This window comes from Streptomyces typhae, from assembly GCF_009755605.1.
Lineage (GTDB): Bacteria > Actinomycetota > Actinomycetes > Streptomycetales > Streptomycetaceae > Streptomyces > Streptomyces typhae.
Genome location: NZ_WPNZ01000010.1, coordinates 133,089 through 149,110 on the forward strand (window position 1 = coordinate 133,089; position 16,022 = coordinate 149,110).

The following is a 16,022-nucleotide window of genomic DNA, read 5'->3' on the forward strand; positions in this document are numbered from 1 at the left end:
TTCACGAAGACCTGTCAGACGTTGAACCCCAGCGCCCGAAGCTGCTCCCGGCCATCGTCCGTGATCTTGTCCGGGCCCCACGGCGGCATCCAGACCCAGTTGATCCGCAGCTCGTTGACGATGCCGTCCGTCGCGGACTTCGCCTGGTCCTCGATGACGTCGGTCAGCGGGCAGGCCGCGGACGTCAGCGTCATGTCGATGGTGGCGATGTTGGCGTCGTCGACGTGGATGCCGTAGATCAGGCCCAGGTTGACGACGTCGATGCCCAGCTCGGGGTCGACGACGTCGTAGAGGGCCTCGCGGACCTCCTCCTCCGAGGCGGGCTTGGTCGTGAGGGTCTCGTTCTCGCTCATGCCGTCTTCCTTTCGGCCTCGGGGGCCTCGACGTCGGCGCCCAGTGCCTGCGCCGTCGCGTCCTTCCACGCCATCCAGCTCAGCAGAGCACACTTGACGCGCGCGGGGTACTTGGAGACACCGGCGAACGCGACCGCGTCCTCCAGGATCTCCTCCATCGCGTCGTCCGGCTCCAGCTTGCCCTTGGACTGCATCAGCTCCAGGAACACGGCCTGGATCCGCTGTGCCTCGGCGAGCTCCTTGCCGACGAGCAGGTCGTTGAGCACGGAGGCGCTGGCCTGGCTGATGGAGCAGCCCTGGCCCTCGTAGCTCACGTCCTCGATGCGCGCGCCGTCGTACTTCACCCGCAGCGTGATCTCGTCGCCGCACGTCGGATTGACGTGGTGCACCTCGGCGTCGCCGGGGCGCAGACCGCGCCCGTGCGGGTGCTTGTAGTGGTCCAGGATCACGTCCTGGTACATCGAATCCAGCTTCACACCAGCCAGCCCCTCAGCCGAAGAAGTTCCGTACGTGCTCCAGACCGTCGGCGAGGGCGTCGATCTCGCCGGGCGTGGAGTACAGGTAGAACGACGCTCGCGTGGTCGCGGGAATTCCGTACCGCAGGCAGACCGGGCGGGCACAGTGGTGGCCGACCCGGACCGCGATGCCCTGCTCGTCGAGGACCTGGCCCACGTCGTGCGGGTGGATGTCGCCGAGCGTGAAGGAGATCGCGGCGCCGCGCTCCTCGGCCGTCGCCGGGCCGATGATCCGGAGGTCGGGGACCTCCAGGAGGCGCTTGATCGCGTACTCGGTGATCGCCTGCTCGTGCAGCGCGATCTTGTCCATGCCGATCGAGGTGAGGTAGTCCACGGCCGCGCCCAGGCCCACGGCCTGCGCGACCGGCGGGGTGCCCGCCTCGAACTTGTGCGGCGCGGGGGCGTACGTCGACGAGTGCATCGAGACGGTCTCGATCATCTCGCCGCCGCCCAGGAACGGCGGCAGGTCCTCCAGGAGCTCCTGGCGGCCCCACAGCACGCCGATGCCCGTCGGGCCGCACATCTTGTGGCCGGTGAAGGCCACGAAGTCGGCTTGCAGGGCCTGCACGTCGAGCGGCATGTGCGGCGCGGCCTGGGAGGCGTCGATCAGGACCAGGGCCCCGACCTCCTGGGCGCGGCGCACGATGGCCTCGACCGGGTTGTGCGTGCCCAGGATGTTGGAGACCAGGACGAAGGAGACGATCTTCGTCTTCTCGGTGATGACCTCGTCGATGTTCGACAGGTCGAGCCGGCCGTCGTCGGTGAGGCCGAACCACTTCAGCTTCGCGCCGGTGCGCTGCGAGAGCAGCTGCCACGGCACGATGTTGGAGTGGTGCTCCATCTCCGTGATGACGACCTCGGTCTCGTGGTCCACGCGGTAGGGCTCGTCGGCCCAGCCGAGCATGTTGGCCACGAGGTTGAGCGACTCGGAGGCGTTCTTGGTGAAGATCACCTCGTCGCGGCTCGGCGCGTTGATGAACTCCGCGACCTTGTCACGGGCGCCCTCGTACAGCGCCGTGGCCTCCTCGGCGAGGACGTGCACACCGCGGTGGACGTTGGCGTTGTACCGCTCGTAGTACTCGCTCAGCGCGTCGATGACCTGGCGCGGCTTCTGCGACGTCGCCGCGTTGTCCAGGTACACCAGTTTCTTTCCGTCGTGGAGCGCGCGCTCCAGGATCGGGAAGTCCTTGCGGAGCGCCTCGGTGTCGAGGAGGCCGGGCAGCCCCTGGCGGGCCACAGTCACTCGGATGCGCCACCCTTCACGTAGGCCTCGTAGCCCTCGCTCTCCAGCTTGTCCGCGAGCTCGGCGCCGCCGGACTCGGCGATGCGGCCGTTCGCGAAGACGTGCACGAAGTCGGGCTTGATGTAGCGCAGGATGCGCGTGTAGTGCGTGATCAGGAGGGTGCCGACCTCGCCCGTGTCGCGGACGCGGTTGACGCCCTCGGAGACCACGCGCAGGGCGTCGACGTCCAGGCCGGAGTCGGTCTCGTCGAGGATCGCGATCTTCGGCTTGAGGAGCTCCATCTGGAGGATCTCGTGGCGCTTCTTCTCACCGCCGGAGAAGCCCTCGTTGACGTTGCGCTCGGCGAAGGAGGGGTCCATCTGGAGCGCGGCCATCGACTCCTTGACCTCCTTCACCCAGGTGCGCAGCTTGGGGGCCTCGCCGCGGATCGCCGTCGCCGACGTGCGCAGGAAGTTGGAGACGGAGACGCCGGGGACCTCGACCGGGTACTGCATGGCGAGGAACATGCCGGCGCGGGCCCGCTCGTCGACCTCCATCTCCAGGACGTCCTCGCCGTCGAGGGTGACGGTGCCCTGGGTGATCGTGTACTTGGGGTGACCGGCGATGGAGTAGGCGAGAGTCGACTTGCCGGAGCCGTTCGGGCCCATGATGGCGTGCGTCTCGCCCTGCTTCACGGTGAGGTCGACGCCCTTGAGGATCTCCTTCGTGGCGTTGTCGGCCTCGACGGTGACGTGCAGGTCTCGGATTTCAAGCGTTGCCATGGGTGCCTCAGGACTCCTGGGTGAGGGAGGCGTGTACGTCGACAAGGACGCTGCCCCCTTCGATCTTTACGGGGTATACGGGGACGGGGCGCGTCGCGGGCAGGCCGGACGGCTTGCCGGTACGCAGGTCGAAGGCGGAGCCGTGCAGCCAGCACTCGATCTGGCAGTCCTCCACCTCGCCTTCGGAGAGGGAGACGTTCGCGTGCGAGCAGATGTCGTGGATCGCGAACACCTCACCCTCGGTGTGGACGACCGAGACCGGCGTGCCGTCGAGTTCCACCCGCTTGGGGGTGTCCTCCTCCAGCTCGCTCAGGCCGCAGGCGCGTACGTACGTCATGCGACGGACGCCTCCAGCTCCTCTTCGATCTTCGTGATGAGCCGCTCCTCGATGTCCGCGACACCGATCTGCTGGACCAGCTCGGCGAAGAAGCCGCGCACCACGAGGCGGCGCGCCTCCTGCTGCGGGATGCCGCGCGCCATCAGGTAGAACAGCTGCTCGTCGTCGAAGCGGCCGGTGGCGCTGGCGTGACCGGCGCCGACGATCTCGCCGGTCTCGATCTCCAGGTTCGGCACGGAGTCGACGCGGGCGCCGTCCGTCAGGACGAGGTTGCGGTTCATCTCGTAGGTGTCGGTGCCCTCGGCCCTGGCCTCGATGAGGACGTCACCGATCCACACGGCGTGCGCGTCGTCGCCTTGGAGCGCGCCCTTGTAGACGACGTTGGACTTGCAGTGCGGGACGTTGTGGTCGACCAGGAGGCGGTGCTCCTGGTGCTGGCCCGCGTCCGTGAAGTACAGGCCGAACAGCTCGGCCTCGCCGCCGGTGCCCGCGTACTGCACGCGCGGGTGCAGGCGCACGAGGTCGCCGCCGAAGGTGACCACGAAGGACTTGAAGCTCGCGTCCCGGCCGATCAGGGCGTTGTGCTGGCCGACGTGCACGGCCTTGTCGTCCCAGTCCTGGACGGAGACGACGGTCAGCTTGGCACCGTCGCCGAGGACGTAGTCGACGTTGGCCGCGAGCGCGGCGTCACCGGTGTGGTCGATCACCACGACGGCCTCGGCGAAGGCACCGAGCTCGATGACCTGGTGGCCGTAGGCGACGCCGCCCTCGCCGTGCACGGCGATGCGGATCGGCTCGGTGAGCACCGTCTCCTTGGGGACGGTGACGACACCGGCCTCCTTGAACGCGGAGTAGGCCTGGGCGGCGACGCGGTCCACGGGGACGCCCGCCTTGCCGACCCGCGCGTCGTCACGGCCGACGGACTCGACGACGACGCCCTCGGGGGCGTCGATGTCGACCCTCACACCGTCGCCGGTGGCGACCGCGGTGCCGTCGTGCAGCCCGCGCAGCCGCTCCAGCGGGGTGAACCGCCACTCCTCCTCGCGGCCGTGCGGCACCGGGAAGTCCGCCACGTCGAAGGACGGGGGGGCGCTCATGCGCGTGGCGACGGTCGACTCGGCGGCCACCGCGATCGAGCCGGAGGTGGTGCCGCCCACCGGGATGTTCTGAGCCTGAGCCATGGCTTCGGTGTTGCTCGCTTTCTGCCTCATTGTTTGCACCTGCCGCCGGCGGCAGGCTCATGGGGCTCAGCGACTGAGCCCGGAGTTGTGATCGGTTCGGCGGGGCGCCCTAGCCCACCGCGCCCTCCATCTGCAGCTCGATCAGCCGGTTGAGCTCCAGGGCGTACTCCATGGGCAGCTCCTTCGCGATGGGCTCGACGAAGCCGCGCACGATCATCGCCATCGCCTCGAACTCGGTGAGGCCTCGGCTCATCAGGTAGAAGAGCTGGTCCTCGGAGACCTTGGAGACGGTGGCCTCGTGGCCCATGGACACGTCGTCCTCGCGGACGTCCACGTAGGGGTACGTGTCGGAGCGGGAGATGGTGTCGACGAGCAGCGCGTCGCACAGCACGTTCGACTTCGAGCCGGGGGCGCCCTCGCCGATCTCGACCAGGCCGCGGTACGACGTGCGGCCGCCGCCGCGGGCCACCGACTTGGAGACGATGTTGGACGAGGTGTTCGGCGCCATGTGGACCATCTTGGAGCCGGCGTCCTGGTGCTGGCCCTCGCCCGCGAAGGCGATGGAGAGGGTCTCGCCCTTGGCGTGCTCGCCCATCAGGTAGACGGCGGGGTACTTCATCGTCACCTTGGAGCCGATGTTGCCGTCGATCCACTCCATGGTCGCGCCCTCGTAGGCCACGGCGCGCTTGGTGACCAGGTTGTAGACGTTGTTCGACCAGTTCTGGATCGTCGTGTAGCGGCAGCGGGCGCCCTTCTTCACGATGATCTCGACGACCGCGGAGTGCAGGGAGTCCGACTTGTAGATCGGCGCCGTGCAGCCCTCGACGTAGTGGACGTAGGCGTCCTCGTCGACGATGATCAGCGTCCGCTCGAACTGGCCCATGTTCTCCGTGTTGATGCGGAAGTAGGCCTGGAGCGGGATCTCGACGTGCACGCCCTTCGGCACGTAGATGAAGGAGCCGCCGGACCACACGGCGGAGTTCAGCGACGCGAACTTGTTGTCGCCGACCGGGATGACCGTGCCGAAGTACTCCTTGAAGAGCTCCGGGTGCTCCTTCAGGGCGGTGTCGGTGTCCAGGAAGATGACGCCCTGCTCCTCCAGGTCCTCACGGATCTGGTGGTAGACGACCTCGGACTCGTACTGCGCGGCGACACCGGCGACCAGGCGCTGCTTCTCCGCCTCGGGGATGCCGAGCTTGTCGTACGTGTTCTTGATGTCCTCGGGCAGGTCCTCCCAGGACTCCGCCTGCTTCTCCGTGGAGCGCACGAAGTACTTGATGTTGTCGAAGTCGATGCCGGAGAGGTCCGAGCCCCAGTTCGGCATGGGCTTCTTCTCGAACAGGCGCAGGCCCTTGAGGCGGAGCTTGGTCATCCACTCCGGCTCGTTCTTCTTCGCGGAGATGTCCCGGACGACGTCCTCGTTGATGCCGCGCTTGGCAGAGGCACCGGCCGTGTCGGAGTCGGCCCAGCCGTATTCGTACTTGCCCAGGCCCTCGAGCTCAGGGTGGGCAGTCTCCGTGGGGAGAGTCATGCGGGGTTCCTCCCGGCCGTGCTTGCAGAAGTGTTGGCAGTGTTTTCAGCGATGTCGGTGCCGCCCGTGCTGTCGGCAGTGTTGTCGGCACTGCCGGCGGGCTGCGGGGCCGCCTTGGGGATGTACGTCGTGCAGACGCCGTCGCCGTGGGCGATGGTGGCGAGTCGCTGGACGTGCGTCCCGAGGAGCGCGGAGAAGATCTCCGTCTCCGCCTCGCAGAGCTGTGGGTACTGCTCGGCGACGTGCGCTACGGGGCAGTGGTGCTGGCAGAGCTGCTCGCCCACCGGTGCGCTGCGCGCCGTAGCAGCGTACCCGTCGGCGGTCAACGCCTTCGCCAGGGCGTCGGTGCGCCGTTCCGGAGGGGCGGCCTCGATGGCCGCGCGGTAGGCCTCGGCCTGCTCGGCGATGCGGGCGCGGGCGAATTCCGCGACCGCGGCCTCGCCGTGGGTCAGGGCGATCCAGCGCATGGCGTCGGCCGCCAGCTTGTCGTAGGACTGGTCGAAGGCGTCACGGCCGCAGTCCGTCAGCGCGAAGACCTTGGCCGGGCGGCCTCGGGTACGCGCGCCGTAGACCCGCTTCTCGCGGCCCTCGACCACGTTCTCCTGGACCAGGGCGTCCAGATGGCGGCGGACCGCGGCCTGGGTCAGGCCGAGCCGTCCGGCGAGGTCCGCGACGGTGGACGGGCCGTGGTCCAGGATGGAGCGCGCGACGCGGTTGCGGGTGGACCGCTCACCGGTCGCGAACTCTTCCTGGGGGGCCCTCTCCGGGACCTCCCGAGCCTCGCCAACGTTTTTCACAACGCCATTGTTGCGTAATTCCTCAGAGCCTGACAACCCGCGCCCGGATCAGTGTTCGGTGCCGTGCATCACTTAGGCTCACCTAAGCTGACCTGGTAAAACGATCACTGATCGATCAAATCAGTGGCGGGCGACGACCCCGTCCAGGACACTCCTTGGACATGTCGACACCCCCTCTCACCGGCCCTTTGTGCACGCGCGACTCGCTCGCGGCGGACCTGCGCACCCTGGGACTGCGGCCCGGCGACACGGTGCTCGTCCACACCTCGCTCAGCTCCCTCGGCTGGGTCAACGGCGGCCCCGAAGCGGTCGTCCTCGCCCTGCTCGACTGTCTGGGTGACGACGGGACGCTGGTGGCGCCCACCCACTCCGGCGGCATCTCCGATCCCGCGGAGTGGCAGCATCCGCCCGTGCCCGCCGAGTGGTGGCCCACCATCCGCGCCACGATGCCCGCGTACGACCCGCGCACCGCCCGCACGCGCGGCGTCGGCGTCCTGCCCGAGACCGTACGCACCTGGCCCGGAGCCGTCCGCAGCGCCCACCCGCAGACCTCCTTCGCGGCCGTCGGGCCCCGCGCGGAGCACCTGGTGGACGGCCACGCCCTGGACTGCCGACTCGGCGAGCACAGCCCGCTGGCCCGCCTCGAGGCGGCGGGGGCGCGCGTGCTGCTCCTGGGGGCGGGCTTCGGCGCGTGCACCGCCTTCCACCTGGCGGAGTACCGGCTCCCGGTGCCGGCGCCCCTGGTGGAGAACTCGTTCGCCGTCATGACGGACGACGGCCGCCGCCGCTGGATGACGGTCCGCGAGACCGACATCGACGAGACGCGCTTCGACGAGCTGGGCGCGGACTACGAACGGGAGCGGCCCGTGCTGCGCGGCTCGGTCGGGGCGGCGACGGCCCGCCTCTTCCCTCTGGCCGACGCGGTGGCTTACGCGCAGGCGTGGCTGCCGAAGCACCGGCCGGGGACCCCTTGAGGGGCGCGGGGAACTGCGCGCTCAGCGCGCGACGAGCCGCAGACGCGTCTGCCGAGAAGGGCGCAGACGCGTCCGCGGGTACTTCCTGGCTGGCCGCGCAGTTCCCCGCGCCCCTTACGGGACGCCCCCCGGCCGAGGGGCGGGCAGCGCTCTCTAGACTTCCCGGCATGGGAAATGAGTCCGTCGTCCAGGCCCGGGGTCTGGTCAAGCGGTACGGGACAAAGACCGCGGTGGACGGCCTCGACCTGGACGTCCGCGCGGCCGCCGTCACGGCCGTCCTCGGCCCGAACGGCGCCGGCAAGACCACCACCATCGAGACCTGCGAGGGCTACCGCGGGCCGGACGCGGGCGAGGTCCGCGTCCTCGGCCTCGACCCGGTCCGGGAGGCCGCCGCGCTGCGGCCCCGCATCGGCGTGATGCTCCAGTCCGGCGGCGTCTACTCCGGCGCCCGCGCCGACGAGATGTTGCGTCACGTCGCCAAGCTGCACGCCCACCCGCTGGACGTCGGCGCGCTCATCGAACGCCTCGGCCTCGATTCCTGCGGCCGCACCACCTACCGGCGCCTCTCCGGCGGCCAGCAGCAGCGCCTCGCGCTCGCCATGGCCGTGGTGGGCAGGCCCGAACTCGTCTTCCTCGACGAGCCGACCGCGGGCCTCGACCCGCAGGCCCGCCGCGCCACCTGGAACCTCGTACGCGATCTGCGCGCCGACGGCGTCTCCGTCATCCTCACCACGCACCACATGGACGAGGCCGAGGAACTCGCCGACGACGTCGCGATCATCGACGCGGGCAAGGTCATCGCCCAGGGCAGCCCCGAGGAGCTGTGCCGCGGCGGCGCCGAGAACACGCTCCGCTTCACCGGCCGCCCCGGGCTCGACGTCGCCTCCCTGCTCAAGGCGCTGCCCCCGGACTCCGCCGCCGCGGAACTCACCCCCGGCGCCTACCGCGTCAGCGGCACCGTCGACCCCCAGCTGCTCGCCACCGTCACCTCCTGGTGCGCCCAGCACGGCGTCATGCCGGACCGGATCTCGGTCGAACGCCACACCCTCGAAGACGTCTTCCTGGAGCTCACCGGCAAGGAGTTGCGCTCATGACGCAGGCCCACCCGCATTTCGGCCGGAGGTCCGGGGGTCGCCCCCCGGGACGACACAGCCTGGAGCTCACCGGCAAGGAGTTGCGCTCATGACGCAGGCCCACCCGCATTTCGGCCGGAGGTCCGGGGGTCGCCCCCCGGGACGACACAGCCTGGAGCTCACCGGCAAGGAGTTGCGCTCATGACGCAGGCCCACCCGCATTTCGGCCGGGGGTCCGGGGGTCGCCCCCCGGGACGACACAGCCTGGAGCTCACGGGTAAGGAGCTGCGCGGATGAGCGCCGCCGGTACGTACACGCCGAAGCCGGGCGCCGCCCCGCTCCCCCGCATGATCGGCGCGCAGGCGGCCCTGGAGGCGAAGATGCTGCTGCGCAACGGCGAGCAGCTGCTGCTCACCGTCGTCATCCCGACCCTCCTACTCGTCCTCTTCAGCGCGGTCGACATCGTCGACACGGGAGACGGCGAGGCGGTCGACTTCCTCGCGCCCGGCGTCCTCGCCCTCGCCGTCATGTCGACGGCCTTCACCGGACAGGCCATCGCGACGGGCTTCGAGCGGCGGTACGGAGTGCTCAAGCGGCTCGGTGCCTCGCCGCTGCCGCGCTGGGGTCTGATGACCGCCAAGACGCTGTCCGTCCTGGTCACCGAGGTGCTCCAGATCGCGCTGCTCACCGCCGTCGCCTTCGCGCTCGGCTGGTCGCCGCACGGCAACCCGTTCGCCGTCCTGCTGCTCCTCGTCCTCGGCACGGCCGCCTTCTCCGGGCTCGGCCTGCTGATGGCGGGCACCCTCAAGGCGGAGGCGACGCTGGCCGCCGCCAACCTGGTCTTCCTGCTCCTGCTGGTCGGCGGCGGCGTGATCGTGCCCCTCGACAAGTTCCCCGGCGGCGTCGAGTCGGCGCTCGCCCTGCTGCCCATCTCGGCGCTCTCCGACGGGCTGCGGGACGTCCTCCAGGACGGCGCGTCGATGCCGTGGGGCGACCTCGGGATCCTCGCGGTGTGGGCGGTGCTCGGGCTCGGTGCGGCCGGGCGGTTCTTCCGCTGGGAGTAGTCGCGACATCGGCGTCATCGCCGTCGCGCGGCGTCATCGCCGTCACCCGGCGTCATCACTGTCACTGCCACTGTCACCGGCGTGACCTGGCGTGACCGGCGTCTCCCGTGTAACCGGCGTAACCGGCGTCACAAATGGACCGGATACGTCCCCCTCGTGAAGCCGTGCACAAGCGGCCCCCTACGATGGGCCCGTGCCAAACGTGACCCGGGCCGGACTGGCTCAAGCAGCACGCAATCCGCTCGCCTTCATCGCGGAACGCTGGACCCCGACCGATCGGACCGTCCGGCGCGCGGTGCTCACCTCGCTCGTGATGACGGTGGTCATCGTGGTCACCGGCGGCGCCGTCCGGCTCACCGGGTCCGGTCTCGGCTGCCCGACCTGGCCCAAGTGCACCGACGAATCGCTCACCGCGACCCACGAGATGGGCTTCCACGGGGTCGTCGAGTTCGGCAACCGCCTGCTGACGTACGTGCTGTGCGCCGCCGTCGGCTGGGCCATCATCGCCGTGCGCTCGCAGAAGCCGTGGCGGCGCAGCCTGACCCGGTACGGCTGGACGCAGTTCTGGCTGGTCATGGGCAACGCGGTGCTCGGCGGCATCGTCGTCCTCGTCGGCCTCAACCCGTACACGGTCGCCGCGCACTTCCTGCTCTCCACCGCGCTGATCGCGGTCGCCACGACCATGTGGCAGCGCACGCGGGAGGGCGACGCGGAGCCCCGCCCGCTCGTCGGCAAGGCCGTCGCGCAATTGGTGTGGGTCCTGGTCGGGGTCTCGGTGCTGCTCATCGCGGTGGGCACGGTGGTGACCGGCGCGGGTCCGCACGCCGGTGACTCCAGTGACGTACCGCGCATGAACGTCGGCGCGGTGGGCCTGGACTGGGAGGGCGTGACCAAGCTGCACGCCGTCCTCGCGTGGGTCGTGGTGACGCTGACGTTCGCCCTGTGGTTCGTCCTGAAGGCGGTCGACGCGCCCCCCGGGCCGCTGGCCCGTACCCGGGACCTGTTCCTGATCCTGCTCGCCCAGGGCGTCATCGGGTACGTCCAGTACTTCACGGACCTGCCCGAGGTGCTGGTGGCGGCGCACATGCTGGGGTCATGCCTGGTGTGGATCGGGGTGGTACGGGTGCTCCTGTCGCTGCGGGAGCGGCCGGTGCTCTCGCCCGGGGTCCCGACCCAGGCGGACCCGGCGCTCTCCACTGTCTGAACCCGCGATCCTGTGAACCCGCGGCTGGAGGACCGGCCCGCCCCTCACGGTGCGCCGTCCGGCGGCTACCCCTCCGCGAGTCCGTAGACGCGCTCCGCGTTGCCCGCCGCGATCAGCCCGGCCACGCGCTGCGCGTCCGTCAGCGACCACGCGCCGTCCGCGACCCAGGAGCCGAGCGCCCGTCCGAGTGCCTCCCTGAACAGGTGCGCGCCCACCACGTGCAGTTCGGGCAGCCCCTGCGCGCCGCTGGAGAACAGCAGCTTGCCGAAGGGGGCCAGCTCCAGGATCTCGGCGAGGACGGCCGCCGCCCGCGCCCCGGTCCGTACGAGCGCGGAGCCGAGGTCCGCGTACACGTGCGGGAAGACACCCGCGAGGTGGGCCGCGGCGCGGTGGTGCGGATAGGTGCCGAGGAGCACCAGATCGGTGCCGAGCCCGGCCGTCGCGCGGGCGAAGTCCTCGAAGGAGCCCTCCGGGTCGGCGGCACCCGCGTGCAGTTGCAGGGGCAGCCCGGAGGCGACGGCGATCCACAGCAGATGCCGCAGCAGCACCGGGTCCGTCAGTTCGCCGCCCACCTGCCGTCCGGCCAGCCACCGTCCCACCGCCCCGCGCACCTCACCGGGGCCCGGCGGTTCGGCGGCGAGCGCCCGGCGCCCGCGCGCCCCCGCGACGGAGGTGAAGGCCACGGCCCCGTTCGCGGCGCCGTGCACGGACTCGGCGAGGTTGGCGAGGAAGGAGTCGACCGTTCCCGAGGTGTCGGCGACCTGCTCGGCGAGGAGTTCGAGACGGACGATCTCGTGGGCGTCCGCCGCACCGGCCGACGCCAGTTCGCCGGGTCCCGTCAGGTCACCGGGCAGACCGGTGTCGACGAGGTACGTCGTGATCCCGCTGCCGCGCAGCAGCAGCCGGCCGGCCTCCAGGACCCCGAGCTCGCGGCGGCGCGCGAGATAGCGGGCGGGCGGACAGTGCGGTTCGAGACCGATCAGCGGCGGACACCAGCGGCGCACGGCGAAACCCGTCTGGGTGTCGAAGAAGGTGGTGCCGGGGGCGGGCGGGCCCTCCCCCCGGCCGAGATGGGCCTCGAAGGTGCCGAGGCCCAGCTCCGTCCGCAGGACGCCGTGGCAGTGCTGGTCCACCAGGGACGGTGTTTCGATCATCCTGGCTCCCCTGCATGGACCGTGTACCTGGGTGTGTCTGTGTGTACCTACGGTCCTAACGGGTGAGCCCGGCGTCAGGTGTTGCTGGCCGCGCCGCTCGGGGCCCGGCCCGCGCGTGTCTCAGCCGTTCGCGGGGCCGCCGACCTGGATGCCCGCCATGCGCGTCCACTCGTACGGTCCAGTCTTCACCTTGGCCGCGAATTCGCCGTCGAAGTCCTCGTGGACGGTGATTCCGGCCCGCTCCACGGCGGTCGTCGCGATCTTGTGGGTCGGTGCCACGAGGTCGCCCCAGTTGCCGTCCGCACCGACGAGGACGATGCGCGCACCGCGCTCACCGATGTAGGCGACCTGCCCCTCGGCCCCGCCGTGCTTCCGCGCGAACACGGTGATCGCCTTGGCCAGCTTCCCGGCCGCACGCTCGACCCGGGCGGCCTCCTTGGCGGCCTTGAGGGCGGCGGGGTCCTTGGGGGCTTCGGCGGGCTCGGCGGGCTCGGCCGGCTTGGCCGTCTCGGCGGGCTTGGGGCTTTCAGCGGGCTTGGCCGTCTCAGCGGGCTTGGCCGCCTCAGCAGGCTTGGCCGCCTCAGCAGGCTTGGCCGCCTCGGCGAGCTTGGGGCTTTCAGCGGGCTTGGCCGCCTCGGCGAGCTTGGCCGTCTCAGCAGGCTTGGCCGTCTCAGCAGGCTTGACCGTCTCGGCGGGCTTGACCGTCTCGGCGGGCCTGACGGTCTCGGCAGGCTTCGCCTCGGCGGGCTTGGCAGCCCCGGCAGAATCGGTGGCCTCGGCAGGCTTGGGGGTCTCAACCGCCTTGGCGCCCTCGGCAGGCTCAGCCACTGCCGCAGGCTTGGGGTCCTCAGCGGCCTTGTCGCCCTCAGCGGCCTTGTCGCCCTCGGCGGCCTTGTCGCCCTCAGCGGCCTTGTCGCCCTCGGCAGCCTTGACGGTCTCAGCGGCCTCGACGCCCTCAGCGGGGCCAGCGCCCTCAGCAGCCGCGACGCCCCCGGTGGCCTCGGTGGGCGAGGAGCCCTCCGCCTTCTCTGCGTCCCCGGCGCTCCCCGCGGCCGTAGCGCCTTCCTTGCCTCCGGCCTCCTTGTCCGCGGGCGCGGACGTGGAGGCCGCAGCCGTGGCGGCGGTGCCCTCTTCAGTGCCCTGGTCCGCGCTCTGCTCCGTGCCCTGCTCCGTGTCTGCCATGGCACAGGATGCTACCGACGGGTAAATCGTTCGGCGACGTCCGGGTGGCGTGGTCTCGGCCACGGTGCGCCCGGAGTCGGCCCATGGCTCGCACATACGTTCCGCCCCGTACCGCCCCATGGTAGGACCGGGGAGCATGACCGGTCTGCTGATCGACGAGGTCTTCCGGTCCGCCGCGGAAGCGCACCCGCACCGCCCGGCCGTGGTGTGCGGGAGCCGCGCGCTCGGCTTCGCGGAACTGGACGCGGCGGCCGACCGGGCCGCCGGGTGCCTGCGGGCGCGCGGTGTCCGGCGCGGGGACCGTGTCGTCTGCCTGACGGGCGACCTGTTCGCCGCGCTGCCGCTGTTCGCCGGGGCGGCGCGGGCCGGTGCGGTGTTCGTCCCGCTGGACCCGCGGGGCAAGGGCACGGCCACGACCGCTGTCGTACGGGCGGCGGCACCGCGGCTCGTCGTCACGGACGAACCGTGGGCGGAACAGGAACAGGAACCGGAACCGGAACCAGAACTGGAAGAGGAACCGTGGACGGAACCGCGACCGGGGTCAGAACCGCAACCGAAGCCGGGCACCGGCGCAGGTGCCCGGCGCGCCCGGAGCGCCACCACCGCGGGCGCCCAGCACCTCGTACTCCAGGAGTTCCTGCAACGGCAGGAGATCCTCGTACCGGAACAAGGGACCCCGCCAGTCGGTGAACCACCCGGACGGCCGCCCCACGAGCGCCGGCAACCCCCCGGCCGGACACCTGCCGACGAGTCCGACCCCCACCTGATCCTGTTCACCGGCACCCCCGGCCCCGCCGACACCCCACTCCCGCGAGGCATAGTCCTCTCCCACCGTGCGAGCGCCCTGCGCACCCACCCCGGGTGCCGGCCCGAGCCCCCGGGCACCCTGGTCTGCGCCTTCCCGCCGGGGCACCCGGCCGCCTGGACGGCCGTCCTGCGCCAGTGGCAGACACGGGGCACCGTCGTCCTGCCCGCGCGACCGGGCCCGGCGGCGGTCTGCGCGGCCGTGCGGGAGCACCGGGCCGCCCGGCTGACGGGCCCGCCCGACGTGTGGTGGGCCGTCCTGGACACCGCTCCCCACCAGCTGGCCCCCCTGCGCCTCGCCGTCGTGGAGGCGCAGGATCCGTACGACACGCCCTCCCAGCTCCTGGAGGCGATCCGTACCGCGACCCCCGCCGCCCTCGTCCGTGCCGTCCTCGGCGCCCCCGAGACGGGCGACATCGCCGCGCTCGACCACGCCGACGTCCGCGCGCGGCCGGGCAGCTTCGGGTCCCCCGCGCCGGGTGTCGGAGTGCGGGTCGTGGACGGCGAGCTGTGGGTGCGCGGCCCGTCCCTGTTCGACGGGTACCTCGGGGACGCGCGGGCCACGGACGCGGTGCTCCGGGACGGCTGGTTCCGCACCGGCCGCACGGCCCGGCGGGACGCGGACGGCTACCTGTACCCGGCCCGGAAAGAGGGAGAGGAATAACAGGAAGGCGAGGAGGAAGGAGAGGAGGAGGAACAGGAGGGACAGGAGGAGGAACAGGAAGCAGAAGAGGGACGGGAAGGGGAAGCGGAAAGGAAACGGAAAACGGGGCCGAGAACGGAACGGGCCCGCCGGGGGCTACCGCAGGAAGGGATCCACCGCGACCGCCACGAACAGCAGCGAGACGTAGGTGATGGACCAGTGGAAGAGCCGCATCTCCTTGAGCTTGCCGCCGGTCGCCTCGGACTTGGCGCGGTTCTGCAGCCCGTGCGCTTCCCACAGCCACCAGCCACCGGTGGCGAGGGCGACCGCGGTGTAGAACCAGCCGGTGTAACCGAGGGGCTGCAGCAGCAGCGAGACGGCGACCATGACCCAGCTGTAGAGGACGATCTGGCGCGCGACGACCTTGTTGGAGGCGATCACCGGAAGCATCGGCACGCCCACGCGCGCGTAGTCCTCCTTCACCCTCATGGACAGCGGCCAGTAGTGCGGCGGCGTCCAGAAGAACATGACCAGGAAGAGGACGATCGGCGCCCAGGACATCGAGTTGGTGACCGACGACCAGCCGATGAGGACCGGCAGGCACCCCGCGATGCCGCCCCAGACGATGTTCTGGGAGGTGCGCCGCTTGAGGAGCATCGTGTAGACGACGACGTAGAAGAGCAGCGCCCCGAGCGACAGCCAGGCGGAGAGCCAGTTGACGGTGAGGCCGAACAGGAGCGTGGAGACCACGGCGAGCGTGATGCCGAAGGCCAGGCACTCCCGGGGGCTGACCATACCGGTGACCAGCGGCCGCTGCGACGTGCGCTCCATGAGGGCGTCGATGTCGCGGTCGATGTACATGTTGAGCGCGTTCGCGCCACCGGCCGAGAGATAGCCGCCCACGCAGGTGAGCAGGACCAGCGTGAGGTCCGGCACCCCCTGCTCGGCGAGGAACATCACCGGAACGGTGGTGATCAGCAGCAGCTCGATGATCCGCGGCTTGGTCAGCGCCACGAACGCCTTGACTCGGGCCCCGAACGGCCGGTTGCTCGGGTTCTGGCTCGTCCCGATTACCCCCGCTGGACGGGATTCAACGGCCGTCACGCACACCCCTGACAGAGACTCCCAGCAAGCCCTGCGTCGGACGTTCGGACATGAAGATCCGGTAAAGGCTCGCGCGTACCACGCCACTGTAGACGTTGCCCA

16 protein-coding genes are annotated in these 16,022 nt (G+C 70.8%); 5 read left to right on the forward strand and 11 right to left on the reverse strand.

Annotation, left to right across the window (positions count from 1 at the left end):
• Positions 1 to 14 precede the first annotated feature (14 nt).
• From GPA10_RS19630 to GPA10_RS19665, 8 genes are all read right to left on the reverse strand, one after another.
• The gene (locus GPA10_RS19630) at positions 15 to 353 is read right to left on the reverse strand and encodes a metal-sulfur cluster assembly factor (RefSeq protein ID WP_030687191.1); all 339 of its coding nucleotides are present in this window, start codon (positions 351 to 353) and stop codon (positions 15 to 17) included.
• Positions 350 to 829 (reverse strand): Fe-S cluster assembly sulfur transfer protein SufU, encoded by a 480-nt coding sequence (gene sufU / locus GPA10_RS19635; RefSeq protein WP_058851572.1) that lies wholly within the window; start codon positions 827 to 829, stop codon positions 350 to 352. Before sufU ends, GPA10_RS19630 begins: the two co-directional genes overlap by 4 nt.
• 13 nt (positions 830 to 842) lie before the next feature.
• A complete protein-coding gene (locus GPA10_RS19640) occupies positions 843 to 2,111 on the reverse strand; it encodes a cysteine desulfurase (RefSeq protein ID WP_484600349.1) in 1,269 nt (422 codons plus the stop codon).
• Positions 2,108 to 2,872, reverse strand: a complete 765-nt coding sequence (sufC, locus tag GPA10_RS19645; protein WP_058851574.1) for a Fe-S cluster assembly ATPase SufC — start codon at positions 2,870 to 2,872, stop codon at positions 2,108 to 2,110. Before sufC ends, GPA10_RS19640 begins: the two co-directional genes overlap by 4 nt.
• 7 nt (positions 2,873 to 2,879) lie before the next feature.
• Positions 2,880 to 3,209, reverse strand: coding sequence for a bifunctional 3-phenylpropionate/cinnamic acid dioxygenase ferredoxin subunit (locus GPA10_RS19650; RefSeq protein WP_058851575.1), 330 nt, complete (start codon positions 3,207 to 3,209; stop codon positions 2,880 to 2,882).
• On the reverse strand, positions 3,206 to 4,390 hold the full coding sequence (gene sufD / locus GPA10_RS19655) for a Fe-S cluster assembly protein SufD (protein ID WP_157166743.1): 1,185 nt from the start codon (positions 4,388 to 4,390) through the stop codon (positions 3,206 to 3,208). The genes GPA10_RS19650 and sufD overlap by 4 nt, the downstream gene beginning before the upstream one ends.
• Before the next feature lie 109 nt (positions 4,391 to 4,499).
• A complete protein-coding gene (gene sufB / locus GPA10_RS19660) occupies positions 4,500 to 5,921 on the reverse strand; it encodes a Fe-S cluster assembly protein SufB (RefSeq protein WP_058851576.1) in 1,422 nt (473 codons plus the stop codon).
• A complete protein-coding gene (locus GPA10_RS19665; RefSeq protein ID WP_343041112.1) occupies positions 5,918 to 6,718 on the reverse strand; it encodes a helix-turn-helix transcriptional regulator in 801 nt (266 codons plus the stop codon). Before GPA10_RS19665 ends, sufB begins: the two co-directional genes overlap by 4 nt.
• A 161-nt stretch (positions 6,719 to 6,879) precedes the next feature.
• Here GPA10_RS19665 and GPA10_RS19670 point away from each other — a divergent pair, with 161 nt between their 5' ends.
• The 4 genes from GPA10_RS19670 to GPA10_RS19685 all read left to right on the forward strand — a co-directional run bounded on the left by GPA10_RS19670 (position 6,880) and on the right by GPA10_RS19685 (position 11,033).
• The gene (locus tag GPA10_RS19670; protein ID WP_157166638.1) at positions 6,880 to 7,692 is read left to right on the forward strand and encodes an AAC(3) family N-acetyltransferase; all 813 of its coding nucleotides are present in this window, start codon (positions 6,880 to 6,882) and stop codon (positions 7,690 to 7,692) included.
• A 167-nt stretch (positions 7,693 to 7,859) separates the two neighbouring features.
• A complete protein-coding gene (locus tag GPA10_RS19675; RefSeq protein WP_157166639.1) occupies positions 7,860 to 8,786 on the forward strand; it encodes an ABC transporter ATP-binding protein in 927 nt (308 codons plus the stop codon).
• 272 nt (positions 8,787 to 9,058) lie between these two features.
• Complete coding sequence (locus GPA10_RS19680) at positions 9,059 to 9,829, forward strand: ABC transporter permease (protein WP_157166640.1); 771 nt, start codon at positions 9,059 to 9,061, stop codon at positions 9,827 to 9,829.
• A gap of 193 nt (positions 9,830 to 10,022) precedes the next feature.
• Entirely contained in the window at positions 10,023 to 11,033 is a 1,011-nt protein-coding gene (locus GPA10_RS19685; RefSeq protein ID WP_425505784.1) for a COX15/CtaA family protein, read from the forward strand.
• A gap of 65 nt (positions 11,034 to 11,098) precedes the next feature.
• Here GPA10_RS19685 and GPA10_RS19690 read toward each other — a convergent pair whose 3' ends face one another.
• Both GPA10_RS19690 and GPA10_RS19695 read right to left on the reverse strand, forming a co-directional pair.
• The gene (locus tag GPA10_RS19690; protein WP_157166641.1) at positions 11,099 to 12,187 is read right to left on the reverse strand and encodes an amidohydrolase family protein; all 1,089 of its coding nucleotides are present in this window, start codon (positions 12,185 to 12,187) and stop codon (positions 11,099 to 11,101) included.
• A 120-nt stretch (positions 12,188 to 12,307) separates the two neighbouring features.
• Complete coding sequence (locus tag GPA10_RS19695) at positions 12,308 to 12,589, reverse strand: hypothetical protein (RefSeq protein WP_157166745.1); 282 nt, start codon at positions 12,587 to 12,589, stop codon at positions 12,308 to 12,310.
• A gap of 916 nt (positions 12,590 to 13,505) precedes the next feature.
• Here GPA10_RS19695 and GPA10_RS19700 point away from each other — a divergent pair.
• Positions 13,506 to 14,837, forward strand: coding sequence for a class I adenylate-forming enzyme family protein (locus GPA10_RS19700; protein WP_157166642.1), 1,332 nt, complete (start codon positions 13,506 to 13,508; stop codon positions 14,835 to 14,837).
• Positions 14,838 to 14,972: 135 nt separating this feature from the next.
• Here the strand turns inward: GPA10_RS19700 and GPA10_RS19705 are convergent, their stop codons facing one another.
• On the reverse strand, positions 14,973 to 15,926 hold the full coding sequence (locus GPA10_RS19705; protein ID WP_343041113.1) for a heme o synthase: 954 nt from the start codon (positions 15,924 to 15,926) through the stop codon (positions 14,973 to 14,975).
• Positions 15,927 to 16,022: the final 96 nt, after the last annotated feature.